General features: G+C 67.7%; 25 protein-coding genes and 1 pseudogene. 15 read left to right on the top strand and 11 right to left on the bottom strand.

Annotation, left to right across the window (positions count from 1 at the left end; all coding sequences use genetic code 11):
• Positions 1-100: 100 nt before the first annotated feature.
• A complete protein-coding gene (locus ACT9AS_RS05415; RefSeq protein WP_445099116.1) occupies positions 101-706 on the top strand; it encodes a YceI family protein in 606 nt (201 codons plus the stop codon).
• Between the two features lie 31 nt (positions 707-737).
• A complete protein-coding gene (locus tag ACT9AS_RS05410; RefSeq protein ID WP_445099115.1) occupies positions 738-1,157 on the top strand; it encodes a VOC family protein in 420 nt (139 codons plus the stop codon).
• A 27-nt stretch (positions 1,158-1,184) separates the two neighbouring features.
• Here ACT9AS_RS05410 and ACT9AS_RS05405 read toward each other — a convergent pair whose 3' ends face one another.
• A complete protein-coding gene (locus ACT9AS_RS05405; RefSeq protein ID WP_445099114.1) occupies positions 1,185-1,904 on the bottom strand; it encodes a GNAT family N-acetyltransferase in 720 nt (239 codons plus the stop codon).
• 102 nt (positions 1,905-2,006) lie between these two features.
• Between ACT9AS_RS05405 and htpG the strand changes: the two genes are divergently transcribed.
• On the top strand, positions 2,007-3,893 hold the full coding sequence (htpG, locus tag ACT9AS_RS05400; protein WP_445099113.1) for a molecular chaperone HtpG: 1,887 nt from the start codon (positions 2,007-2,009) through the stop codon (positions 3,891-3,893).
• Positions 3,894-3,968: 75 nt separating this feature from the next.
• Here htpG and ACT9AS_RS05395 read toward each other — a convergent pair whose 3' ends face one another.
• Both ACT9AS_RS05395 and ACT9AS_RS05390 read right to left on the bottom strand, forming a co-directional pair.
• On the bottom strand, positions 3,969-4,538 hold the full coding sequence (locus ACT9AS_RS05395) for a hypothetical protein (protein WP_445099112.1): 570 nt from the start codon (positions 4,536-4,538) through the stop codon (positions 3,969-3,971).
• 33 nt (positions 4,539-4,571) lie between these two features.
• Positions 4,572-5,099 carry a hypothetical protein gene (locus tag ACT9AS_RS05390; protein WP_445099111.1) on the bottom strand — a complete coding sequence of 176 codons (528 nt, stop codon included), beginning with the start codon at positions 5,097-5,099 and terminating at the stop codon, positions 4,572-4,574.
• 170 nt (positions 5,100-5,269) lie between these two features.
• Here ACT9AS_RS05390 and ACT9AS_RS05385 point away from each other — a divergent pair.
• The 3 genes and pseudogenes from ACT9AS_RS05385 to ACT9AS_RS05375 form a co-directional block, all read left to right on the top strand.
• Positions 5,270-5,872 (top strand): annotated as a pseudogene (locus ACT9AS_RS05385) (hypothetical protein); the annotation flags it as partial.
• Between the two features lie 23 nt (positions 5,873-5,895).
• Positions 5,896-6,471, top strand: a complete 576-nt coding sequence (locus ACT9AS_RS05380; protein WP_445099110.1) for an ABATE domain-containing protein — start codon at positions 5,896-5,898, stop codon at positions 6,469-6,471.
• Complete coding sequence (locus tag ACT9AS_RS05375) at positions 6,468-7,388, top strand: cyclase family protein (protein WP_445099109.1); 921 nt, start codon at positions 6,468-6,470, stop codon at positions 7,386-7,388. The genes ACT9AS_RS05380 and ACT9AS_RS05375 overlap by 4 nt, the downstream gene beginning before the upstream one ends.
• 18 nt (positions 7,389-7,406) lie before the next feature.
• Here the strand turns inward: ACT9AS_RS05375 and ACT9AS_RS05370 are convergent, their stop codons facing one another.
• Positions 7,407-8,111 (bottom strand): glutathione binding-like protein, encoded by a 705-nt coding sequence (locus ACT9AS_RS05370; protein WP_445099108.1) that lies wholly within the window; start codon positions 8,109-8,111, stop codon positions 7,407-7,409.
• 161 nt (positions 8,112-8,272) lie between these two features.
• On the opposite strand from ACT9AS_RS05370, the gene ACT9AS_RS05365 reads away from it, so the two are divergent.
• Positions 8,273-8,635 (top strand): DUF1428 family protein, encoded by a 363-nt coding sequence (locus ACT9AS_RS05365; RefSeq protein WP_445099107.1) that lies wholly within the window; start codon positions 8,273-8,275, stop codon positions 8,633-8,635.
• A 34-nt stretch (positions 8,636-8,669) separates the two neighbouring features.
• Here the strand turns inward: ACT9AS_RS05365 and ACT9AS_RS05360 are convergent, their stop codons facing one another.
• Positions 8,670-9,527: a family 16 glycosylhydrolase gene (locus ACT9AS_RS05360; protein WP_445099106.1), complete on the bottom strand. Its 858-nt coding sequence runs from the start codon at positions 9,525-9,527 to the stop codon at positions 8,670-8,672.
• Between the two features lie 244 nt (positions 9,528-9,771).
• Here ACT9AS_RS05360 and ACT9AS_RS05355 point away from each other — a divergent pair, with 244 nt between their 5' ends.
• The 3 genes from ACT9AS_RS05355 (at position 9,772) to ACT9AS_RS05345 (ending at position 11,634) form a co-directional block, all read left to right on the top strand.
• The gene (locus ACT9AS_RS05355) at positions 9,772-10,437 is read left to right on the top strand and encodes a DUF998 domain-containing protein (RefSeq protein WP_445099105.1); all 666 of its coding nucleotides are present in this window, start codon (positions 9,772-9,774) and stop codon (positions 10,435-10,437) included.
• Positions 10,438-10,541: 104 nt separating this feature from the next.
• Entirely contained in the window at positions 10,542-10,976 is a 435-nt protein-coding gene (locus tag ACT9AS_RS05350; protein ID WP_445099104.1) for a VOC family protein, read from the top strand.
• 4 nt (positions 10,977-10,980) lie between these two features.
• A complete protein-coding gene (locus ACT9AS_RS05345) occupies positions 10,981-11,634 on the top strand; it encodes a glutathione S-transferase N-terminal domain-containing protein (RefSeq protein ID WP_445099103.1) in 654 nt (217 codons plus the stop codon).
• 25 nt (positions 11,635-11,659) lie between these two features.
• Here ACT9AS_RS05345 and ACT9AS_RS05340 read toward each other — a convergent pair whose 3' ends face one another.
• Together ACT9AS_RS05340 and hutU are read right to left on the bottom strand one after the other, a co-directional pair.
• Positions 11,660-12,667, bottom strand: coding sequence for a DUF1176 domain-containing protein (locus ACT9AS_RS05340; protein WP_445099770.1), 1,008 nt, complete (start codon positions 12,665-12,667; stop codon positions 11,660-11,662).
• A gap of 35 nt (positions 12,668-12,702) precedes the next feature.
• Positions 12,703-14,376 (bottom strand): urocanate hydratase, encoded by a 1,674-nt coding sequence (gene hutU, locus ACT9AS_RS05335; RefSeq protein WP_445099102.1) that lies wholly within the window; start codon positions 14,374-14,376, stop codon positions 12,703-12,705.
• A 115-nt stretch (positions 14,377-14,491) separates the two neighbouring features.
• On the opposite strand from hutU, the gene ACT9AS_RS05330 reads away from it, so the two are divergent.
• The gene (locus ACT9AS_RS05330; RefSeq protein WP_445099101.1) at positions 14,492-15,331 is read left to right on the top strand and encodes an MBL fold metallo-hydrolase; all 840 of its coding nucleotides are present in this window, start codon (positions 14,492-14,494) and stop codon (positions 15,329-15,331) included.
• Positions 15,332-15,414: 83 nt separating this feature from the next.
• Here the strand turns inward: ACT9AS_RS05330 and ACT9AS_RS05325 are convergent, their stop codons facing one another.
• On the bottom strand, positions 15,415-15,774 hold the full coding sequence (locus ACT9AS_RS05325) for a hypothetical protein (RefSeq protein WP_445099100.1): 360 nt from the start codon (positions 15,772-15,774) through the stop codon (positions 15,415-15,417).
• A gap of 151 nt (positions 15,775-15,925) precedes the next feature.
• Between ACT9AS_RS05325 and ACT9AS_RS05320 the strand changes: the two genes are divergently transcribed.
• The 3 genes from ACT9AS_RS05320 (at position 15,926) to ACT9AS_RS05310 (ending at position 19,454) form a co-directional block, all read left to right on the top strand.
• Positions 15,926-17,188, top strand: coding sequence for an alkaline phosphatase family protein (locus tag ACT9AS_RS05320; RefSeq protein WP_445099099.1), 1,263 nt, complete (start codon positions 15,926-15,928; stop codon positions 17,186-17,188).
• Positions 17,189-17,385: 197 nt separating this feature from the next.
• A complete protein-coding gene (locus tag ACT9AS_RS05315) occupies positions 17,386-18,933 on the top strand; it encodes an AlkA N-terminal domain-containing protein (RefSeq protein ID WP_445099098.1) in 1,548 nt (515 codons plus the stop codon).
• Positions 18,930-19,454, top strand: coding sequence for a methylated-DNA--[protein]-cysteine S-methyltransferase (locus ACT9AS_RS05310; protein ID WP_445099097.1), 525 nt, complete (start codon positions 18,930-18,932; stop codon positions 19,452-19,454). The genes ACT9AS_RS05315 and ACT9AS_RS05310 overlap by 4 nt, the downstream gene beginning before the upstream one ends.
• Before the next feature lie 217 nt (positions 19,455-19,671).
• On the opposite strand, the gene ACT9AS_RS05305 is transcribed toward ACT9AS_RS05310, so the two are convergent.
• On the bottom strand, positions 19,672-21,018 hold the full coding sequence (locus tag ACT9AS_RS05305) for a formimidoylglutamate deiminase (protein ID WP_445099096.1): 1,347 nt from the start codon (positions 21,016-21,018) through the stop codon (positions 19,672-19,674).
• Between the two features lie 64 nt (positions 21,019-21,082).
• On the opposite strand from ACT9AS_RS05305, the gene hutI reads away from it, so the two are divergent.
• The gene (hutI, locus tag ACT9AS_RS05300; protein ID WP_445099095.1) at positions 21,083-22,312 is read left to right on the top strand and encodes an imidazolonepropionase; all 1,230 of its coding nucleotides are present in this window, start codon (positions 21,083-21,085) and stop codon (positions 22,310-22,312) included.
• 28 nt (positions 22,313-22,340) lie between these two features.
• On the opposite strand, the gene ACT9AS_RS05295 is transcribed toward hutI, so the two are convergent.
• A complete protein-coding gene (locus ACT9AS_RS05295) occupies positions 22,341-23,066 on the bottom strand; it encodes a hypothetical protein (RefSeq protein WP_445099094.1) in 726 nt (241 codons plus the stop codon).
• Between the two features lie 154 nt (positions 23,067-23,220).
• Positions 23,221-23,409, bottom strand: a complete 189-nt coding sequence (locus ACT9AS_RS05290; RefSeq protein WP_445099093.1) for a 30S ribosomal protein THX — start codon at positions 23,407-23,409, stop codon at positions 23,221-23,223.
• Between the last annotated feature and the right edge of the window lie 71 nt (positions 23,410-23,480).

Below are 23,480 nucleotides of genomic sequence, written 5' to 3'. Positions count from 1 at the left end.
GTTTCGCCCACTGTCGATCCCGCGCCGCCTCGTTCGTCGCTGGAGCAGAAACAGGTGAAACGCATCCCGAGTTTTCTTCCCCCCCCAGCGGAGCCCGCCGATGTCCCGTCTCAAATTCCCGTCCGCCGCCACACTGGTCGCCCTGCTCGCCTGCGCCCCCACCGCTGCCCTGGACGCGACGGAGCACTACACCATCGACCCGGAGCACACCTTCCCCAGCTTCGAGGCCGACCACATGGGCATCTCGATCTGGCGCGGCAAATTCAACACCAGCAGCGGCAAAGTCACGCTCGACAAGGCCACCGACACGGGCGCGGTCACTGGCGGCACGGTAGACGTCACCATCGACCTGGCCAGCGTCGACTTCGGCCACGACAAGCTCAACGGGTATGCGAAAGGACCGGAGCTGTTCGACATCGCCAAGTATCCGCAGGCGACCTACCACGGCACCCTCGCCGGCTTCGAGGACGGTCGCCCAACCCGGCTGGTCGGCGAGCTGACCCTGCACGGCGTCACCCGTCCGGTCGAACTCGACATCACCCTGTTCAACTGCGTCCCGCACCCGATGCTCAAGCGCGAGCAGTGCGGCGCGGATGCCTACGGCACCATCGAGCGCGACGACTTCGGTATCGACGCCGGCAAGGACTACGGTTTCGACATGACCGTGACCCTGCGCATCCAGGTCGAGGCCCTGCACGACGCCTGACCACACCACCAACCACCACCCGGAGAACACCATGCAACTCACTCCCTACCTCACCTTCAAGGGCGACTGCGAAGCCGCGTTCAAGCTCTACGAGCGCGTGCTCGGCGGCAAGATCCAGCGGCTCTCGCGCTTCGGCGAGGCACCCGCGGAGGCGCAGATGCCCGGCGCCGATCCCGACCAGGTCATGCACGTATCGATGAGCATCGGCCAGCAGATGCTGATGGGTTCCGACTGCCCCGCCGGGTACTACCAGAAGCCGGCCGGCACCTCGGTATCGATCAGCGTCGACGACCGCGACGAAGGCGAGCGCATCTTCAAGGCGCTGGCCGAAGGCGGCACCGAGCAGATGGCCTACGGCGAGACGTTCTGGGCCGAGGGCTTCGGCATGTGCGTCGATCGTTTCGGTACGCCGTGGAGCGTCAATGCCGGCAGCAAGGATCCGGCGGCCTGACCACTCGATCGCGGCGGGCGCGGGTGTTCAACGCGCCCGCCGCAGCGACCAGAAGCCGATGTCGCGACGGTGGCGGTAACCGATCTGTTCGTACAACCGCAGCGCGCGCCGGTTCTCGCGGCTCACGTGCAGGAACGGCAGGTGGCCGCGCGCCAGCAGGCCGTTGGTCAGCATCGCGGTCAGCCGGCGTGCGTAGCCGCGGCCGTTGAAATCGGGATGGGTGCAGATCGCGCTCGCCTCGCGCGTGGTGCCGGTGCCCAGGCGCTCGCCGATCATCGCTGCCAGCCGGCCGTCCTGGTAGATGCCGAAGTAGCGGCCGAGTTCCATCGTGCGCGGGCGGAAGTAGTGCGGGTAGACCAGTGCGGTCAGCGCAAGCACGTCCTCGCGGTGGGCTCCCGACAGCTCGATGACTTCCGGGCCATCAATGACCTCCAGCGGCCGGGTGCAGGGCATCTGGGCGAGGTCGGCAAACGCTTCGAGCTGCCAGCCGCCGGGAACGCGCTGCGGCGCGATGCCGAGCAGCAGAACACTGTCATCGGGCGCGACCAGCGCCGCCAGCGCATCATCGACCTCCGCGCCGGCGTCGGCCACCCCGAGGAACGGCGCGAACTCTGGCGGATAACGCGCCACGTCGCCCTGCTGCAATGCCAGCGCGCGATGCCGGGTCTGCAGCGACGACCAGAACGGGTTGTCGAGTCCGGCTTCCATCCCGGGATGGAAGCAGGTCACCGCAAGGCTGTCGAGCATCCACCCGGACCGGACCGGCCGGTGGCCCGCTCCGGGTTGATTTGGCGCGGCCCGGACCCATTGTCTTTGCCTCGACTCCATACGCATCACCGGTACCCACGCATGAACGCAACCGCCGAAACCCGCCAGTTCGAAGCCGAGGTCGCCCAGGTCCTGCACCTGGTCACCCACTCGTTGTACTCGCACAAGGAGATCTTCCTGCGCGAGCTGATCTCCAACGCCTCCGACGCCTGCGACAAGCTGCGCTTCGAGGCGATCGCCAACCCGGAACTGCTGGCCGGCGATGGCGAGCTGCACATCGACGTCAGCTGGGACGAGGCCGCGCGCACCATCACGATCGCCGACAACGGCATCGGCATGGGCCGCGACGAGGTGGTCGCCAACATCGGCACCATCGCCAGCTCCGGCACCCGCCGCTTCCTCGCCGCGATGGCCAACGAGCAGAAAGCCGACGCGCGGCTGATCGGCCAGTTCGGCGTCGGCTTCTACTCGGCGTTCGTGGTCGCCGACAAGGTCACCGTGCTGACCCGCCGCGCCGATGCCGCCGCGACCGACGGCGTGAAGTGGGAGAGCGACGGCAAGGGCGAGTACACCCTGGAGCCGGTCGAACTGGCCGGGCGCGGCACCACCGTGGTGCTGCACCTGAAGGCCGACGAGGGCGAATTCCTGTCGGGCTGGAAGCTGCGCTCGCTGGTCCACCGCTACTCCGAGCACGTCGCCTTCCCGATCCGCATGCCGAAGGAGGCGACCGGCGACGACAAGGACGAAGCCGCCGCGACCGGCGAATGGGAAACCGTCAACGCCGCCTCCGCGCTGTGGACCCAGCCCAAGTCGGAGATCTCCGACGAGGACTACCAGGGCTTCTACAAGTCGCTCGGCCACGACTTCAACGACGCGCTGGCGTGGAGCCACAACCGGGTCGAGGGCAACCAGAGCTTCACCACCCTGCTGTACCTGCCCGCGCAGCCGCCGTTCGACCTGATGATGGGCGGCCGTGACGAGCGCAAGGGGCTCAAGCTCTACATCAAGCGCGTGTTCGTGATGGATGCCGCCGAGGAGTTGCTGCCAAACTACCTGCGCTTCGTGCGCGGCGTGGTCGACGCCGACGACCTGCCGCTCAACGTGTCGCGCGAACTGTTGCAGCACAACCGTCAGCTGGAGCGGATCAAGGCCAGCTGCACCAAGCGCGTGCTCGACCTGATCGAGTCGCTGGCGAAGAACGAGCCGGAGAAGTTCGCGACCTTCATCAAGGCCTTCGGCAACACCTTGAAGGAAGGCATCGGCGAGGACACCAGCAACCGCGAGCGCATCGCCAAGCTGCTGCGCTTTGCCTCGACCAAGGGCGACGGCGGCAAGCAGGACGTCTCGCTCGACGACTACATCGGCCGCATGGCCGACGGCCAGGACACCATCTGGTTCATCACCGCCGAGAGCCACGCCGCAGCGGCCGGCAGCCCGCAACTGGAAGCGTTCAAGGCCAAGGGCATCGAAGTGCTGCTGATGTCGGACCGGATCGACGAGTGGATGCTCGGCTACCTGCACGAGTACGACGGCAGGAAGCTGCAGAACGTCGCCAAGGGCGAACTGCCGCTGGACGAGGCCGACAAGCAGAAGCAGGAAGAAGCCAGCAAGGCCGCCGAGCCGCTGGTCGCCCGACTCAAGGAGCTGCTCGGCGATCGTGTCGCCGACGTCCGCGTCTCCGCGCGCCTGACCGATTCGCCGTCATGTCTGGCCCTGTCCGACTTCGACATGGCCCCGCACTTCGCCCGCCTGATGCGCGAGGCCGGCCAGGAGATGCCGGACAGCAAGCCGACGCTGGAGATCAACCCGCAGCACGACCTGCTCAAGCGGGTCGAGACGGAGACCGACGACGCCAAGGCGAAGGACCTCGCCACCCTGCTGCTGGAACAGGCAGAGATCGCCGCCGGCGCCCCGCTGCCCGACCCGGCCGCGTTCGTGCAGCGGATGAACCGGGTGCTGTTGGGCTGATCGTTCCGTTACGTGCGCAAACGAAAGAAGCCCGCCGAATGGGGGGCTTCTTTTTTGTGACGATGCTGAACTGCGTTATCTGTCTTCCGGGCAGTTCGCTTCGATGTCGTAACCGAGGTAGTAGTAGCCCGTCCACATCGGCGCCCCGCTCCGGGCCTCGTCGGTCCATACCGAAAACTGCACGCCCTCCGACGTGGTGCAATGGCTGAAGCTGTCTCGCCGCCCGTCGCCGTTGGTGTCCAACAACTCCGAAACGGTCAGCGCGCGGCTCCCGCCCGCCTGTACGACGCCGATACCCAACTCCACCTGAGCGTCGGCACCGATTTTGTAGAACGTCAAACCATTCCGCAGATTGGTATCCCTACGATCATCCGTCAGCGCGATGCATTCCCCGCCATCATTCGCAGTGCCCGTGACCTGCGCCGTCATCACCTGCTGCTCCTCACCGAGCATGACCACCGCGACCTCCTGGCCGACGCGCGCACTGGCATCCTCCAAAGCAAGGCAGTTGCCATGCAGCCAACCGATCGCCCGGTCGGGACCGTCGCCGCGCGAGACCCCATTGCCCGACACACACGCCGACAACAGGGCGCAACTGACGGTTACAAGCATCCATCTCTGCATCCGCATGTCCTTACCGTCCATTGAATGACCAGTGCGGCGCATCGGAGCGCAGTTTCAGCACGCCATATGAAGCCCGACGGCATGCAGGTCGAGATTGGAATTGACGTTCGACATGTATGCGACCGCAGCAAGTCCGCCTTCCTTCCTCGCGATACGAATGGTGCCGCTCCAAGTGATGTCCATGTCGATCGCCCGTCCCGCGATGGGGTTGCTGGACAAGGCCGGCGGATAGATGCTGCGAGGCGGCACGGCGAGGCCGAACCCGCGCGCCATCTCCAGCGCGCCGGCGCGGCTGAGCCGGTCATCACCGTGATCCCACTCGATGGGTACGCCGGCCATGGGTTCGGCTTCGGACGGCTTGCACCGCCCGTGTGCGATTTTCCACGACCAATGAAACAGGTAGGCCCGCCCGGGACTTCTCCGGGTAGCGGAAACCCTGATCCGGGCACCGCCGGCTGAAAGCGCGCCGGTGAATTCTTCGATCTTTCGGCGGAACATGCTGTCCGGGTCCTCGACCCGGCGACTGTTCCGAGCGTGGGTATTGGCCCACGCGACCCAGTGACGACCGCTCCTGGCGTCCATGGCGTTTCCTCCTTGAATGTGTTGCTCCGGACCGGCCGCACCATGCGGCCGGATGCCTCCACCCTACGATGCGCCGCTGGCGATTACCAACCCCCGCCTCAACCGCGCGACGGAATCGCCAAACCGCGCTGCACCGCCGGACGCGCCAGCCCGCGCTCCAGCCACGCAGCGACACCCTCAAGGAAGGCATCGGCGAGGACGCCGGCAACCGCGGCCGGCAACCGCGAGCGCATCGCCAAGCTGCTGCGCTTCGCCTCGACCAAGGGCGACGGCGGCAAGCAGACCGTCTCGCTCGACGACTACATCGGCCGCATGGCCGGCGGCCAGGACACCATCTGGTTCATCACCGCCGAGAGCCACGCCGCGGCGGCTGGCAGCCCGCAACTGGAAGCGTTCAAGGCCAAGGACATCGAAGTGCCGCTGATGTCCGACCGCATCGACGAATGGATGCTCGGCTACCTGCACGAGTACGACGTCTGATGCGCGAGGCCGGCCAGCAAATGCCGGAGAGCAAGCCGACGCTGGAGATCAATCCGCAACACGACCTGCTCAAGCGGGTCGACGCGGAGACCGATGACGGCAAGGCGAAGGACCTCGCCACCCTGCTGCTGGAGCAGGCAGAGATCGCCGCCGGCGCGCCGCTGCCGGACCCCGCGGCATTCGTACAGCGCATGAACCGGGCTGACCAGCGCCATCCCCCCGGAGACAGCTTCATCCGAACCCGCCGGCCTCCGGCGGGTTTCTTTTGGCCACGATGGATTGCCGTTCCGTAGACACTAGTTATACTAGTGTCATCATGAAACAAGCCTTCGAATTCATTGCGGGCTCCGATGCGCTCTGCCTTGTGGACACGCTTGGCAGGCGAAGCGGCGAAACCGTCGAGCGCCTCGAAACACCCGGCGACCTTGTCGCCTGGCTGGGTGCAGCTGGATTGCTCGTACCGGGCGCCCGCGCCACGCGGGCCGACCTGATCGAGGCACGCACGCTACGCGAGGCAATCCACCGCTGCGGCACCTCGACGATGGTGGGCACGGGCCTGCCCCCGGCCGACATCAGGCTTCTCAACCAGGCCGCATCACGCCCCCCGCTTCGCCCGAGAATGCGCGCGGGGAATCTCACCCTGGTTGCGGACAAACCCATCGAGGCCGCGTTTTCGACACTCGCGGCCGATGCGCTGACCCTGCTCGGGTCGGAGCTGCATCACCGCATCCGGATGTGTCCTGGCTGCAGGATGATGTTCGTCGACACCTCCCGTCCGGGGCGGAGGCAATGGTGTTCGTCGTCGAGCGGCTGTGGCAACCGGGCCAAGCTCAAGAGCCGTAGGGCCCGGCAGGCGGGTAGCCAATCCGTTTCCAGGGGGACGGGACCATGACCGACACGACCGACAAGCGCGTCCAGTTCGATTTCGACATCGGCTTTTCGAATGGCGGAGGCATCCAGGGACAGGGGTTCCGGCTTGACATCGACGGTGACGACATCAGCGATGATGCGCTGGCTGCGTACATCATCCGCGACCTGCGCCTGCTGATGGTTGGCGAGGTCCGCATCATCGACAAGCAGATTATCCAGCAGCGCCACAAGCGCGCTGCACCTGCTGCGCCCGCAGCCGCGCAAGGCGCGCGGCCTGTCCGGTTCGTCGACCTCAGCCACACCATCCACGACGGGATGGTGACCTACAAGGGACTGCCGGCGCCCCTGATCTGCGACCACCTTTCGCGCGAGCAGTCACGAGCGCTGTATGCACCCGGCACCGAGTTCCAGATAGGCCGCATCGACATGGTCGCCAACACGGGCACCTATATCGACGCGCCCTTCCACCGATGTGCCGACGGCGTCGATGTTGCCGGCCTTCCACTCGACCGAATCGCCGGCCTGGAAGGCACCGTGGTCCGGGTGTCCGACACCACGGAGCGCGCGATCGACTGGGCCCATTTCGCGGCCGTGGAAGTCCGCGACCGCGCGGTCCTGGTTAGCACCGGCTGGGACCGCCACTGGGGTACCGACCGATACTTCGAGGGCCATCCATTCCTGACCGAAGCGGCGGCGAACCATTTGCGCGAGCGGGGCGCGGCGCTGGTCGGCATCGATTCCCTGAATATCGACGACACCGGTGGCAACACCCGGCCCGTCCACACCATCCTCCTTGGCGCCGGGATTCCGATTGTCGAACACCTGACTTGCCTCGACAGTCTTCCCGCCAATGGATTCCGCTTCACGGCCGTGCCCCCGAAGGCTCACGGCATGGGCACCTTCCCGGTGCGGGCCCATGCGGTGATCGAAACCGGCTGAACGGCGCGGGGACGCCGATCAATCGCGCGCCGGAATCGCCAATCCACGCTGCACCGCCGGACGCGCCAGCCCGCGCTGCAGCCACGCTGCGACATTGGCGAAGCCGTCGAAGCCGACCAGTTCGCGCGCCTCGTAGAAGTTGATCAGGTTGTCGACCCAGCCGAGCGTCGCGATGTCGGCGATGGTGTAGTCATCGCCCATCAGCCACGTGCGGCCGTCGAGGCGCGCGTCCAGCACGCCGAGCAGTCGCCGGGACTCGTCGACGTAACGCTGCTTCGGCCGCGGGTCCTCAATGTCCTTGCCGGCGAACTTGTTGAAGTAGCCGAGCTGCCCGAACATCGGCCCGATCGAAGCCATCTGGAAGAACACCCACTGGATCGTCTCCCAGCGCCGCGCCGGGTCGGCGGGGATGAAGCGCCCGGTCTTATCGGCCAGGTACAGCAGGATCGCGCCGGACTCGAACAGCCCCAGCGGCTGCCCGCCCGGGCCGTCGGGATCGATCATCGCGGGGATCTTGCCGTTGGGGTTGAGCGACAGGAATTCCGGCACGTGGCTCTCGTTCTGCGTGATGTCGACCAGGTGCGGCTCGTAGGCCAGCCCGGTCTCCTCGAGCATGATCGAGGCCTTGACGCCATTGGGCGTATTCAGCGAGTACAACTGGATGCGATCCGGATGCCGCGCCGGCCAGCGGCGGGTGATCGGGAAACTGGAGAGGTCTGTCACGATGTACTCCCGGTAGTGGTCGGATGCCGCAAGCTTAGGCCGATACCACTGGCCGGGGCACCGCCATCCGTGGGACGGACTGTCCCCGCCCCGCCCGTCGCGATGTCGATTTCCCCTGCTCCCGTTCGTCATCCAGTGACACCCAGCGAAGGAGACACCCCATGTCCTACATCGACGGTTTCGTGATCGCGGTCCCGACCGCCAACAAGCAGAAGTTCATCGACCACGCCAACGAGGGCGACTCGGTGTTCATCGAGTACGGCGCCACCCGCGTCGTGGAGTGCTGGGCCGACGACGTACCCGACGGCAAGCAGACCGACTTCCGCCGCGCCGTGCAAGGCAAGGACGACGAGACGGTCGTGTTCTCGTGGATCGAATGGCCCGACAAGGCGACGCGCGATGAGGGTTTCAAGAAGATGATGGAAGACCCGCGGATGGACCCGGAGAAGAACCCGATGCCGTTCGACGGCGCGCGGATGATCTACGGCGGGTTCAAGCCGGTGGTCGAGCTTGGCGGCAAGTGACGGGCCAAGGTCCGATATCCCCCGCCCCCGGCCGCTACGTCGGGTCGACCAGCCGGTAGACCCGCACGTAATCGATCTGCAGCGTCGCCGGGAAAACGCTGTCGTCCACGCCCTCCTTGCCACCCCAGTCGCCACCGACGGCGATGTTGAGCAGGAAGTGGAAGCGCTGGTCGAACGGCCAGGCTGCAGGGCCGGTGCCTTCGTTGGCGAACTCGTAGACCTGCTCGTCGTCGATGTAGCCGCGGATCGTGTCGGGCGTCCAGTCGACACGATAGCGGTGGAACAGGGTCGTCGGGTCGTCGATGACACGGGTGGCGGTCTTCTGCGTGCCGATGCGGTGGTTGTACGCGCCGGTGTGCATGGTGACGTGGATGCGCCCCGGGTCGTAGCCGACGTGCTCCATGATGTCGATCTCGCCGGATGCCGGCCAGCCGCCGTAGGCCTGGTCGGTGGGCAGCATCCAGATCGCGGGCCAGGTGCCCCGGCCGCCGGGCAGCCGGGCGCGGACCTCGAAACGGCCGTAACGGAAATCGCCCTTGCCCTTCGAGGTCAGCCGCGCGGAGCTGTAGCCGTTCTTGCCGGTCTTCTCCCTGCGCGCGGTGATCGTGAGCACGCCATCGCCCACCCGTGCATTGCGGATGCTGTCGGTGTAGTGCTGGAGTTCATGGTTGCCCCAACCGTCGCCGCCCTGCTCGAAGTTCCATCGGGCCGGGTCGGGAAGCCCGGTGTAGTCGAACTCGTCCTGCCAGGCCGGCGTGGTCTCGAAGGCCCAGCCGGCGGCTGGCGGCGAGGATGTCGCCGGACCGGGGCCTGCGACATCGCCCGGCCGGACGGCGCATCCCACCGCGTGCAGGGCGACCAGCAGGATCAACCCGGCAGGCAACGTCTTCATGCGAGTAGATCCACGCTCGCCCGGCATCCTTCGCGACAGCCCCATCGAAATCATCATGTTCGCTCCGGCGCCGACAGGGCGCATCGCCGCATTATTCACCCGTCGCGCAACCGGTGCTTTGCGGTGGTCTCGCACGGGTGCCGGCGATGGCCATGCCTTCCGGGCCTTGCCGGAATGGCTGGCAGGCGACAGTCTGCGGTCCACTGGCGCCGCGCCCGCGACAGCCACCAAGGGAACCCGCCGCATGGACACGCAACCGATGCCACCCCGCGCCTTTCGCCACGACGGTTCGAGTGTCGCGCTTGCCGCCCTGGCCATGGCCGCGATCACCGTGTTCGTGCTCGCCGCGACCACGGTGCATGCGCTGCGCCCCGGGCTCGACGCCATCGCCGCGCAGCTGAGCGTGTACCTGGTCGGGCCATGGGGCTGGCTGCTGCAGGCCGGTTACGCGGCGCTGGCGGTGGGCATCCTCGTGCTGGCGATCGGCTTGTACCGGGTACCGCCGGTGGCTTCGCGCAGTGCCGCGCCGCTGCTGCTGTTCGCGATCGCGGCGCCGTCGCTGGTGGTCACCGCGCTGGCACCGATGCGCTTCCCCGGCGAGGAGTTGCGGCTGGTGCACCTGGTCCACGGCAGCTCGGCGCAGGCGGCGTTCCTGTGCACGACCACGGCGATGGTGCTGCAGGCGTGGCGGCTGCGCGCGGCACCGGCATGGCGGCGCATCGCCCCGATGCTGCTGGGTTGGGCACTCGCCTGCTTTGCAGGCGTGTGGGTATTGGCGCTGGCGCGCGAATTGCCGCGCGGGCTGTCGCAGAAGGCACTGGTGGCATTGATAGTGGGCTGGCTGGGGATCGTGGCGTGGCGGATGTGGCGGAGCGACGCCATCGAAATCGGGACCAATCGGGCGGACTGAAACAACATGTGATGTTTCCGACGCCGGCGATGTCGATTTCCGTCCGGCTGCTTCGTCGTCTGGACAGGGAGGCATTCCGCCCCTTGCCCAACAGGAGACCACGCATGAAGCACGCCAATCCGTACCTCAACTTCGACGGCAACGCCCGTGAAGCCTTCGACCACTACCGCAGCGTCTTCGGCGGCGAGTTCGCCACCGCGATGACCTTCCGCGAATTCGGTGGCGAGCAGATGGGCCTCAGTGGCGCGATGCTCGACCGCATCGCCCACATCGCCCTGCCGCTCGGGTCGTCGATGCTGATGGCGTCCGATGTCACCCGGCCGGATGACTTCAAGGTCGGCACCAACACCTACGTCGCGGTGGAGGCCGACAGCGCCGATGAAGCCGATCGCGTGTTCGCCGGGCTGAGTGAGGGCGGCAGCGTCGACATGCCCGTGCAGAAAGTCGAATGGGCCGAGAAGTTCGGCATCTGCACCGACCGCTTCGGCGTGCACTGGATGGTCAGCCATACCGGCGACGTGGCGTTCGCCCAGGGCTGACGGCATGGCACCCACCATCACCGCTTTTGAACGCTCCCCTGACCGGGGCAAGGGACTGGCGCGCGACATGCGCGTCCGCTGGGCGTTTGAAGAAGCAGGCCAGCCCTACGACGTTCGCCTTGTTTCATTCGAACAGATGAGGGCGCCCGCATATCGGGCGCTCCATCCCTTCGGGCAGATCCCGACCTTTGAGGAAGGCGGTCTCACCCTGTTCGAATCGGGGTCGATCGTGCTCCATATCGCGGAGCGCCATCCCGGCCTGCTGCCCGACGATGCGAATGCCCGGGCGCGTGCGATCAGCTGGATATTCGCCGCGCTCGACACGGTCGAGCCGCCGATAGTCGACCGCTCAATGGCCACGATCGTGGAGCGCGACAAGCCCTGGTACGAGGCGCGGCTGCCCATGCTCGACGACCGGGTCCGCAAGCGGCTGGGCCAGCTTTCCACTCGCCTTGGCGATACCGATTGGCTCGATGGCGCGTTCAGCGCCGGTGACCTGATGATGGTGACGGTGCTGCGCCGTTTGAACGGATCAGGCCTGCTGGAGGAGCATCCCAACCTCGCCGCCTATGTTGCCCGCGGCGAGGCACGGCCGGCCTTCAAGCGGGCTTTCGAGGCCCAGCTGGTGGTTTTCACCGGCGGACCATCGTCGGTCTAGCTGCCCCGGGGACGTGGAGGTGATGTCACTGCACCAGTTCGGTCACCAACGTCGGCAGAGCCCACGCCCCGCCGGCGGCGACAAGGCGGCACATCCCGGTGGTGTACTCCGACGCCTGCACGAACTCCCGGCCATCCCATGCCCAGCTGGCGTGCCACCAGCAGTCTCCCAGGCCTCTGCCCTTCTGGCTTGCGTCGATGATGGCGCCGTCGCTCCAGCTTCCGCTGGTCGTCACCAGCCGCGGCCTGTAGGGCGGCGCATCGTTGGTCACCCAGTAGCCGTAGCCTTCGTTGTAGGCAGCCATCCAGCAACGCACCGACACCAGCACATGGGCATCGTCCAGCCGCACAAGCCCCCATGACTCGTCCCATTGGCCCGGTTGCAACCCTTCGCAGTCTTCGCCGGACAGGCTCGCCTGCAACGTTCCACGCAGACGCGGATCTGCGAGCAGGGCATGGTCGTCCGGGCGAGGCGGTTCGAGAGGAGCGACACGGATGGACGGTGCCGGCCGCGGTGGAAGCACGCCGGCCTCGTCACGCTCCCCTTTGCGAAGGAGCGCACCCGGCGTACCGAGCCGACCCTGGATTTCGTCCATCTTCAGCATCACGGCGGCCCCGCCCCTGTCGGAGAGTTGCCAGCGCTGGCCGTCGTCCCCGACGAAGGCGATATCGGCATCACGGGCCAGGGCTTCGACAAGCACCGCGACCTGGGCCGGGGCAAGCGGTGCGTGGCCTTCACGTACGTCCAGGTCCACTGCCCCCTCGTCGCGGCCATCGATTTGCAGCGCCAGTCCGGCAGGCAGCGGGGACTCCTCGTACTGTCCCAACATGACGCGACCGGTGACGGCCGTCCCCGCACCGGCGGGACGGGTCAGCAACACCGACACCGCCAGCGCATCGCCGTCACGCTGGTATCCCGCGGCTCGACAGGCCAGGGTGTTGTCGCACGCCAACGTCCAATCGTGATGGGTGAACTGCAAGCCGGCATCCCCGGCCCACGCCAACGGCACAACCGCGGCCAGCAGCAGCGACATTCCCGCGCGGCGCAGGTCGAAGTGTCCGTTGCGGATCACCCGACCTGCACCATCGGCAACTTCAGCCCCTGCTCCTTCGCGCACTGCTTGGCGATCTCGTAACCGGCATCCGCATGCCGCATCACGCCGGTGCCCGGGTCGTTCCACAGGACGCGGGCGATGCGCTTGTCGGCCGCCTCACTGCCGTCGCAGACGATCACGATGCCGCTGTGCTGGCTGTAGCCCATGCCGACGCCGCCGCCGTGGTGCAGGCTGACCCAGGTCGCGCCGCCGGCGACGTTGAGCATCGCGTTGAGCAGCGGCCAGTCGGACACTGCATCGCTGCGGTCCTGCATCGACTCGGTCTCGCGGTTGGGGCTGGCGACGCTGCCGCTGTCGAGGTGGTCGCGGCCGATCACCACCGGCGCCTTCAGCTCGCCGTTGCGGACCATCTCGTTGAACGCGAGGCCGAGCTTGTGGCGCTGGCCGAGGCCGACCCAGCAGATGCGCGCCGGCAGGCCCTGGAAGTCGATGCGCTCGCGCGCCATGTCGAGCCAGTTGTGCAGGTGGGCGTCGTCGGGGATCAACTCCTTGACCTTGGCGTCGGTCTTGTAGATGTCCTCGGGGTCGCCACTGAGCGCGACCCAGCGGAACGGGCCGATACCCTTGCAGAACAGCGGGCGCACGTAGGCGGGGACGAAGCCGGGGAAGTCGAACGCGTCCTTGCAGCCTTCGTCGAACGCCATCTGGCGGATGTTGTTGCCGTAGTCGAAGGTCGGGATGCCGAGCTTCTCGAACGCCAGCATCGCCTCGACATGCACGCGCATCGACTTCTTGGCCTCGTCGCGCACGGTGTCGGGGTCGGCCTTCTGCGCGCCGAGCCACTGCTCGACACTCCAGCCGATCGGCAGGTAGCCGTGCACGGGGTCATGGGCGCTGGTCTGGTCGGTGACGGCATCGGGACGCACGCCGCGCTTGACCAGTTCGGGAAGGATTTCGGCGGCGTTGCCGAGCAGCGCGATCGACTTCGCCTCACCCGCCTTGGTGTACTTGTCGATACGGGCGAGCGCATCGTCGAGGTCGCTCGCCTGCTCGTCGACGTAGCGCGTGCGCAGGCGCATGTCGATGCGGCTCTGCTGGCATTCGATGTTGAGGCTGCAGGCGCCGGCGAGGCTCGCGGCCAGCGGCTGCGCGCCGCCCATGCCGCCGAGCCCGGCGGTCAGGATCCACTTGCCGGTGAGGTCGCCGCCGTAGTGCTGGCGACCCATCTCGACGAAGGTCTCGTAGGTGCCCTGGACGATGCCCTGGCTGCCGATGTAGATCCAGCTGCCGGCGGTCATCTGGCCGTACATCATCAGGCCCTTCCGGTCGAGCTCGTTGAAGTGCTCCCAGGTCGCCCAGTGCGGCACCAGGTTGGAGTTGGCGATCAGCACGCGCGGCGCGTCGGCGTGGGTCGGGAAGATGCCGACCGGCTTGCCCGACTGCACCAGCAGCGTCTCGTTGTCGTCGAGCTTGCGCAGCGATTCGAGGATCGCGTCGTACGACTCCCAGTCACGCGCGGCGCGGCCGATGCCGCCGTAGACCACCAGTTCGGCCGGGTTCTCGGCGACCTCGGCATCCAGGTTGTTCTGGATCATCCGGTACGGCGCCTCGGTCAACCACGACTTGCAGCTGAGCTCGGTGCCGCGCGGGGCGCGGATGACGCGGGACGGGTCGTTGCGGGTGGACATGGCGGCTCCGTGGCGATGTGATCCCCTGATTATCCCACCTGCCGAATTCAATGTTGCCGCCACGTCCGGCAAAGGCGCGACATACTTGCCGTCCCTTCCCGTACCGGAGTCCACGATGCGCCCGTTCCAGGCCGTGATGCTGTTGGTCGCCCTGTTTGCCGCAGGCCCCGTTGTCGCCGCCGAGCCGGGCACGGATGTGCGCCTCTACGCCCTCGACTGCGGCACCATCGAGTTCGACGACATGGCCATGTTCGCCGACGACGACAGTTACGCCGGCCAGCCGGGGAACCTCGTCGAGCCCTGCTACGTGATCGAGCACCCCGGTGGCACCCTGCTCTGGGATACCGGCCTGGGCGACGCGATCAACGCCCGTCCGGACCATCTGCTCGACGAGGATGGCAGCCGGTTCCTGGTGCCGGTGACGCTGCAGTCGCAGTTGGAGCGGCTCGGATTGAGGGCGGCGGACATCGAGTTCGTGTCGCTGTCGCACATGCATTTCGACCACACCGGCAACCTGGAGCAGTTTCCGCAAGCGACCTGGCTGGTGGATCCGGCGGAACTCGCATGGGCCACGCAGACGCCAACCCCCGGTTCGGCGACGGCGGCACACTTCGACACGTTCGCGGGCAAGCAGCAGGTCATGCAGGGCGACCATGACGTCTTCGGCGACGGGCGCGTGCGCATCCTGCGGACACCGGGCCACACGCCGGGGCACCGGGTGCTGCTGGTCGAGCTGGAGAATTCCGGCACCGTCATCCTGTCGGGCGACCTGTACCACTCGCGCAGCAATTACGAGCACGCGCGGGTGCCTGCGTTCAACGTCGACCGGGCGGACACGCTGGCCTCGTTCGAACGGGTCCGGCAACTGCTGGAAACGCACCGGGGCCGGCTGGTCATCCAGCATGCGCCGGAGGATTTCGAAGCGTTGCCGGTGTTCCCGGCCTACCTGGACTGATCGGCAGGGCCGTTCGGCCGGGTTCCCGACGTAAAACGCCCGGCGCGATGCCGGGCGTTCTTCTTCAGGGTTGTGCTGGCGATTCAGCGGATCGCGGGGTCCAGCTTGCGCAGTGCGTCGGCGATATCCACCTCGCCCGTCCGGCGCAGGTCTTCGCGGCTGTAGACACGACCGTTGGCGGAGATGCAGTCGTCGCGATCGAGCTGGCCGATCTTTTCTTCAGCCTCGGCATCGACCCCGGCGCGGGCCTCACGGTCGGCGCGGCGGGCACTGATGCGGCTGCCGGTGTAGCGCATGCAGTCGCGACGGGCATCGCGCTCGGTGCGGGACGTGTCGTCCTGCTTGGCGACGGCCCTGGTTCCGGCGTCCTGCGCCGGCGGGGGCGTTTGGGCAAGCGCTGTCGCCGGAATGGCGAGCAACAGGGTCAGGAACATGGTTTTCATCGGGTACCTCCGGTGATCGCGTGAGGTCGAATATCGGTATCCAAACCATACGCCGCTCGCTTCGCGGTGATGAAGATGGCCACGCCCGCGTTTAATGCCACCTCAGCTAATGGCCCATTTCGCTGCAACATCCGGCCGGTAGGATTGGCGGATGCATCCAGTCCGAGCCGCGGTCGCCACCGCATTCATCGCCCTTGCGCTGTCAGCCTGCGTCCCGCATCCGGCCGATCCTGCCCCACCTTCCGCCAACGTCATCGAAGACGCACATGCCAGCGTGCTGCTGGTCTCGATCGACGGCTTCCGCGCCGACTACCTCGACCTGGGCATCACCCCGAACCTGGCCCGCATCGCCGACGCCGGCGTGCGGGCGGCCTGGATGGAACCGTCGTATCCAAGCCTGACCTTCCCGAACCACTACACGATCGTCACCGGCCTGCGCCCGGACCACCACGGCATCGTCCAGAACACCATGCATGACGCGGCGCTGGGCGATTTCAGCCTCGGAAAGCGCGACGCCGTGAACAACGGCCGCTGGTGGGGCGGCGAACCGGTCTGGGTCGCGGCGGAGAACGCCGGGCTGGCGACAGCGACGCTGTTCTGGCCCGGCAGCGAGGCCGCGATCGACGGCGTGCGACCCACCCGCTGGCTGCCGTACGACGGCGACATGCCGATGGACGCGCGGGTCGACACCGTGCTCGGCTGGCTGGCCGAGCCCGATTCCACCCGCCCGCGTTTCGCGACGCTGTACTTCGATGCGGTCGACCATGCCGGCCACGGCCACGGTCCGGATTCACCGGAAGCGCATGCGGCGGTCCGCGAGGTCGACGTGGCGATCGGACGGCTGCTCGACGGACTCGCCTCGCGTGGGCTGGACGACCGGGTCAACCTGATCGTGGTGTCCGACCACGGCATGGCGGCGGTGGAGCCGGGACACGAAATCGCGGTGGAAGACATGGTCGCCCCGGGGGACGTCCGGCTGGTGTCGGCCGGCCAGTCGGTCGGATTCGTCCCGTTGCCCGGTCGCGAAGCGGCGGCGCAGGCACAGTTGCTCGGCAAGCACGGACATTACGAATGCTGGCGCAGGGAGGCGCTGCCGGAACGCTGGCATTACGGCAGCCATCCGCGGGTGCCGCCGATCATCTGCCAGATGAAAGAAGGCTGGAACGCGCGGCCGCGCGAATGGATTGAAAAGCGACCGTCGACCACGACCCGCGGCTCGCACGGTTTCGACCCGGCGCTGCCGTCGATGCGCGCGATCTTCCTGGCGCGCGGCCCGGCGTTCCGCGAAGGCGCGCGGTTGCCGGCGTTCGACAACGTGGATGTGTATCCGTTGTTGATGGAGCTGGTGGGGCTGGAGCCGGCCGCGAACGATGGCGACGCGGATGCGATGGGTGCGTTGAAGTCGACGGATTGAGGCGGGGTCGCAGCTGTACCCGCCACGCACGTCCCTCCGATGTAGGAGCGACGTAAGTCGCGATTGCACGGCGACCCCGGGCGGCGAGGCATTCGCGACTCACGTCGCTCCTACACGGAGCCCTGGAAAATATCGACCACAGCATTGATGTCCGAATCCGGCCAGTCCAACCCCGGACCCGGTGCTAGCCTGCATCCATGGTTCCTGTCGCACCCACCCCCACCACCACCAACCCGCTCGACCCACAGGTCTGCGAGCAGGCCCGGCTGAGCCGCGATGCCCGCTTCGACGGCCTGTTCTTCACTGCCGTCACCAGCACCGGGATCTACTGCCGGCCGGTCTGCCCGGCACCGTCCCCGAAGCGCGAGAACGTCACCTATTTCAGCAATGCCGCTGCGGCCGAGACGGCCGGCTTCCGGCCGTGCCTGCGCTGCCGCCCGGAGTTGTCACCGGGCGACGACAGCTGGCGCCGCGGCGATGCGACCGTCGCGCGCGCACTGAAGCTGATCGACCAGGGTGCGCTGGCCGAGGCGCCGCTGGCGGATCTTGCGGACCGGGTCGGGATCGGCGAGCGGCAGTTGCGCCGTCTGTTCGTGGACCGTCTCGGCGCCGCGCCACTCGGCGTGCACGGCACCCGCCGCCTGCTGTTCGCCAAGCAACTGCTGACCGAGACGATGCTGCCGATCACCGAGGTTGCGCTGGCGTCCGGGTTCGGCAGCCTGCGGCGGTTCAACGCCGCGTTCCTGGAGGCCTACCGGATGGCCCCGCGCGACCTGCGCCGCCGCCCCCGCACCGACGTCGGCGAGGTGCTGACCCTGCGGCTGGGCTACCGGCCGCCGTACGATTTCGAATCGATGCTCGGCTTCCTGAGCACCCGCGCGTTGCCGGCAGTGGAAGTCGTCGACGCGGACTCCTACGCGCGGGTGATCGCGCCACCCGACGATGCGCCCGGGCAGGCGCCCGGCTGGTTGCGGGTCAGCGCCTGGCCCGGTGGCGAGCATGCGTTGCAATTGCAGTTGCACGGCGTGGCACCGTCGCGACTGTTGTCGATCGTCGCGCGACTGCGACGGATGTTCGACCTCGACGCCGATCCGCAGGCGATCGCATCGGTACTGTCAGGCGATCCGAAACTGGGGCCGCTGTTGCAGCGACGTCCCGGCCTGCGCCTGCCCAGCGGCTGGGACGGTTTCGAGATCGCAGTGCGCGCGATCCTCGGCCAGCAGGTCAGCGTCGCCGCCGCGCGCACGCTGGCGACGCGGTTGGCGCACAGGTACGGCCGCGCGCTGGAGACGCCGTTTGCGCCCGGGCTGGAGCACATCTTCCCCGCGCCGGAAGCGTTGGCCGAGGCCGACCTGTCGACGGCGATCGGGGTTACCCGCGCACGCGCCGACACCATCCGCAACGTCGCCCGCGCGCTGCTCGACGGTCGGGTCGACTTCAAGCCCGAGCGCACGCTCGACGATTTCGTCGCGCGCTGGGTCGCGCTGCCCGGCATCGGCCCGTGGACAGCGCAGTACATTGCGATGCGCGCGCTCGGCCACCCCGATGCGTTCCCGGCCGAGGACCTGATCCTGCGACGTGTCGCCAGCGACGACGACACCGCACTCACCGCCCGCGCCCTGCTCGCGCGCGCCGAAGCCTGGCGGCCCTGGCGGGCGTACTGCGTGATCCATCTCTGGCGCGAAGCGACCGAACTGGCGGAGCGCGCGAAGGCCGGCGCTTCCGCCCGGAGGAACACGGCATGACCACCTGCACCACCATCGACAGCCCGGTCGGACCGCTGCTGTTGGCGGCCAACGACGACGGCGTACGCGCGATCGAATTCCAGCCGTCGCGGCATGCGGTCAAGCGCGAGGCCGACTGGCAGCAGGTCGACTGGGCGGAGTGCACGCATCCGCTGCTGCACCGGGTGCAGCAGCAACTCGACGAATACTTCGCCGGCACCCGGCGCACGTTCGACCTGCCGCTGGCACCGCGCGGGACCACGTTCCAGTGCGAAGTCTGGCGCACGCTGGCGTCGATCCCCTACGGCGAAACCGTCAGCTACGCGCAACTGGCCACGCAGCTCGGAAAGCCCAGCGCGTCCAGGGCAGTCGGTGCGGCGAACGGCCGCAATCCACTGCCGATCGTGCTGCCCTGCCACCGCGTGATCGGCGCCGACGGCAGCCTCACCGGCTTTGGTGGCGGCCTGCCGACCAAACGGTTCCTGCTGCAACTGGAGGGTGCGCTACCCCACAACGACCTCTTCGCCAGCCCCTTGGTGTAGGAGCGACGTAAGTCGCGAACGCACGACGCACAACGCCAACCTGACCCGTGTACCTGCCGGGTAGTCACCGGTCGCCTTCGGGAGACTTCATCGCAAGCGACTGCCACCGCGTCGACCCGCAGCGAGGAGATCGCGACTTACGTCGCTCCTACATCGTGCCGGTACGCGTGTACATCGCTTCGGCGCAGGTGCCTGCGTTGCGGGGTCCCATGCCGCCCTACGCCTCCAGTAACCGCTCCACCTCGGCGCGGTAGTGCGCGGCGATCGCGTCGGCGTGGAAGTGGCGGCCGTTCTCGACCACGCAGCGGCCGTTGACCCAGGTCTCGCGCACCAGGTTCTGGTTGCCGGCGAAGATCCAGCGATCGGTCGCGTCTTCGTCGGTCGCACCGGCGAACACCGCATTGGCGATGTCAAGCACCAGCGCGTCGGCGCTGTCGCCCTGGGCGAGGCGACCGATGGCGTGGCCCGACGAGTCGGCGGCACTCGCCTCCACCGCTGCCACCAGGGTGTCACCAACGCTGGGCGAGCGTTCGGTGACCGCGATGTTGCGACGGCGGGTGACCAGCCGCTGACCGTATTCGAGCCAGCGCAGTTCCTCCACCGGCGACACCGAGATGTGCGAATCCGAGCCGATGCCCCAACGCCCACCGGCATCGAGGTAGTCGCGTAGCCGGAACAGGCCGTCGCCGAGGTTGGCCTCGGTGGTCGGACAGATCGCGACGGTCGCGCCGGAACCGGCGATGCCGCGCAATTCGGCGTCGTCCAGGTGGGTGGCGTGGACCAGCGTCCAGCGCGCATCGACCGACGCGTTGTCGAGCAGCCACTGCACCGGTCGCGCGCCACGCACGGCGACGCATTCGTCGACCTCGGCAGTCTGCTCGGCGATATGGACATGGATGCGGCTGTCGCCAGGCAAGGCCGCCAGCACCTCGCGCATCGCCGCTTCCGGCACCGCTCTCAGGCTGTGCAGGGCGCAGCCGATCCGGACCATGTCGCCGGCGTGTTCGGTGCGCAGGTCATCAAGCAGCTTCAGATAACCGTCGACCCCGAAACCGAAGCGCTTCTGGCGTTCGCCGAGCGCGCGGCCGTCGAAGCCTCCGGTCATGTACAGCACCGGCAGCAGGGTCATGCGGATGCCGGTGTCGTGCGCGGCCTGGATCAGCGCGCGCGACATCGCGGCCGGGTCGTCGTACGGCCGGCCGTCGGGCGCGTGGTGCAGGTAGTGGAATTCGCAGACGGTGGTGTAGCCGGCGGTGAGCATCTCCGCATAAAGCTGCGCGGCGACCGCGTACAGGCTTTCCGGGGTGAAGCGCCCGGCGAAGCGGTACATCGTCTCGCGCCAGGTCCAGAACGAGTCGCTCGGGTCGCTCTGGCGCTCGGCCATGCCGGCCATCGCGCGCTGGAAGGCATGCGAATGCAGGTTCGCAATGCCCGGCAGGACACGCTGGCGGGTGGTGCCGCCATAACTGCTGCGGGCGATCCGGCCATGCGGGTCGGCGTCCAGCCGGGTCCCGTCATGCCAGCCGTCGGGGTGCCAGGTCCTGGCGTTGGGGATGGTCCTCATGCCGGCGATTGTGGCAACTCGCCGGCGATCTGGCGACCTCGCGGGCCTTCCCTACAATGGGCGGATGGACACGAACGACTCGATGCAATGGGACGGGCTGGTCGTCGGCGCCTCGCTGGCAACCCTCGACGGCGCGGCCGGTTATGGCGAAATCCCCGACGCCGCGCTGGGCTGGCGCGATGGGCGACTGACCTATGTCGGACCGCGCAGCGGGCTCCCTGGCGAACCGTCGGCGCTGGCGCGCGAAGTGATCGAGGCGGACGGCTGGATCACCCCCGGGCTGGTCGACTGCCATACCCACCTGGTGTTCGCCGGCGATCGCGCGCGCGAGTTCGAGTTGCGCCTGCAGGGCGCCAGCTACGAAGAGATCGCACGCGCCGGCGGCGGCATCCTGTCGACCGTGCGCGCGGTGCGCGAGGCCGACGAGGCCGAACTGTTGCGCCAGTCGCTGCCGCGCGCGAAGGCGCTGCTGGCCGACGGCGCGACCACGCTGGAGATCAAGTCCGGCTACGGCCTCGACTTCGACAATGAGCGCAAGATGCTGCGGGTCGCGCGCCAGGTCGCTGAACGGCTCGGCATCACCGTGCGCACCACGTACCTCGCCGCGCACGCGCTGCCGCCTGAGTTCAAGGACCGGCCCGACGACTACATCGACGCCGTGGTCGACTGGCTGCCCCGGCTGCATGGCGAAGGGCTGGTCGACGCGGTGGACGCGTTCTGCGAGGGGATCGGTTTCAGCCCGGCGCAGACCCGCCGCGTGTTCGAAGCCGCGCGCGCGCTCGGGCTGCCGGTCAAGCTGCATGCCGACCAGCTCAGTGATCTTGGGGGCGCCGGGTTGGTCGCGGAGTTCGCCGGACTGTCGGCCGACCACATCGAGCACAGCAGCGAGGCCGGAATCCAGGCAATGGCTGAATCGGGTGCGGTCGCAGTACTGCTGCCCGGTGCGTTCCACGTGTTGCGCGAAACGAAATTGCCGCCGCTGGACGCCCTGCGCGAACACGGCGTGGCGATGGCGGTCGCAACCGACTGCAACCCCGGCACATCACCGTTGCTGTCGCTGCGCCAGGCGATGCAACTGGCCTGCACGCATTTCCGCCTGACCCCGGAGGAAGCGTTGCGCGGTGCCACCGTCCACGCCGCCCGCGCGCTCGGGCTGGATGATCGCGGGGTGCTGAAGGTCGGTGCACGCGCCGATTTCGTGCAGTGGCGGATCGGGCACCCGTCGGAACTGGGTTACTGGCTGGGTGGGGACCTCGCGCTGGCTACATACGTCGGTGGCCAGTGCCTGGGCTGACCCCAACGGACCGCAGGCTTCGTCGCCGTCACCTGGTCCTGAGCGTCTCCGGCGTGACCACGCCGGTCGACTTTCCTTCCGCGTCCAGGAACTCGATCGACGCCGCACCATCCGGCTCCACCTTCAGGCGCAGTCGCGTATTGCCGGACGCATCCTTGAGGTCCAGCACGGACTCCCGATCGCCGTTGCGGCCGGCGAACAGGCGATTGGCACCGTAGTAGTTGTCGGCCTGCCGCTGCGCCATCAACGCTTCCCGCTCCGCCTCGGGCATCGCCTCCAGCGCCGCGCGCTCCTCGACGTCCTCCAAGATCGGGCGGTCCGGACGATCTCCCACCGTCAACCCACTGCGGCGACGCCCGCCGCCTTCGATGCTGTTGAGCGTGACGACCTGATCCTGCTCGTACTGGTCCATGCTCAGGTGGACGCCATGGCTGACCTCGCCATCGGCGTCCCTGCTGCCCGCAAAGACCAAGCCCCCGTTCTCGGTGCCCTCATCGTTGAAGAACAGCATTCCGGCAACGTCGCGATCATGCGGATATTGCTTGCCATCGAGGATCAACCCCGGGAACCGGTCCATGTTGGAGATGGTCATCCGCAGCGTGCCGTCGGGTTCGCGCACGTTGATGCGCTGCACGTCGATCACGTCGAACTTCTCGCTGCGGGTCGAACTGGCGCCGGTGAGCACGATGGCGGCGAACGCCACGGTGAGTACACCGGAATAGATGGCGAGGTATTTCTGGCTGGCACTCGACATGGATTTCGCTCCGTTCCTGCGTCACCCGAACCTAACCGTCGCCATCCATGTATTCGAGTGCCTGCCGTCACGGGTTACCGTCGAATGATTCGATCGCCCACGAAAAAGCCCCGCATCGCGGGGCTTTTCGGTCACACCGGCACTGCGCCGATGCTTACTCCTTGACGGCAGCCTTCTTGGCGACCTTCTTGGCCGGCGCCTTGGCGACGGTCTTGCTGGTGGCGGTCTTCTTCGCCACCGGCGCGGCAGTGGTGCCGGCGGCCTTGGTCACGGCCTTGCGGGCGTTGCCGTAGCTGGAGTTGTAGCGCTTGCCCTTGGCGGTCTTGCGGTCGCCCTTGCCCATGGTCTTGCTCCCAAGTGTCTCGTCTGAAAATCGGCGCGCCAAGGCAGCGCGCGAAGCGGCGTAGCGTAGCA

It is taken from the genome of Lysobacter sp. F60174L2 (assembly GCF_052547135.1).
Note: the sequence above shows the minus strand (reverse complement) of the source record. Positions and strands in the feature narration are given on the sequence as shown.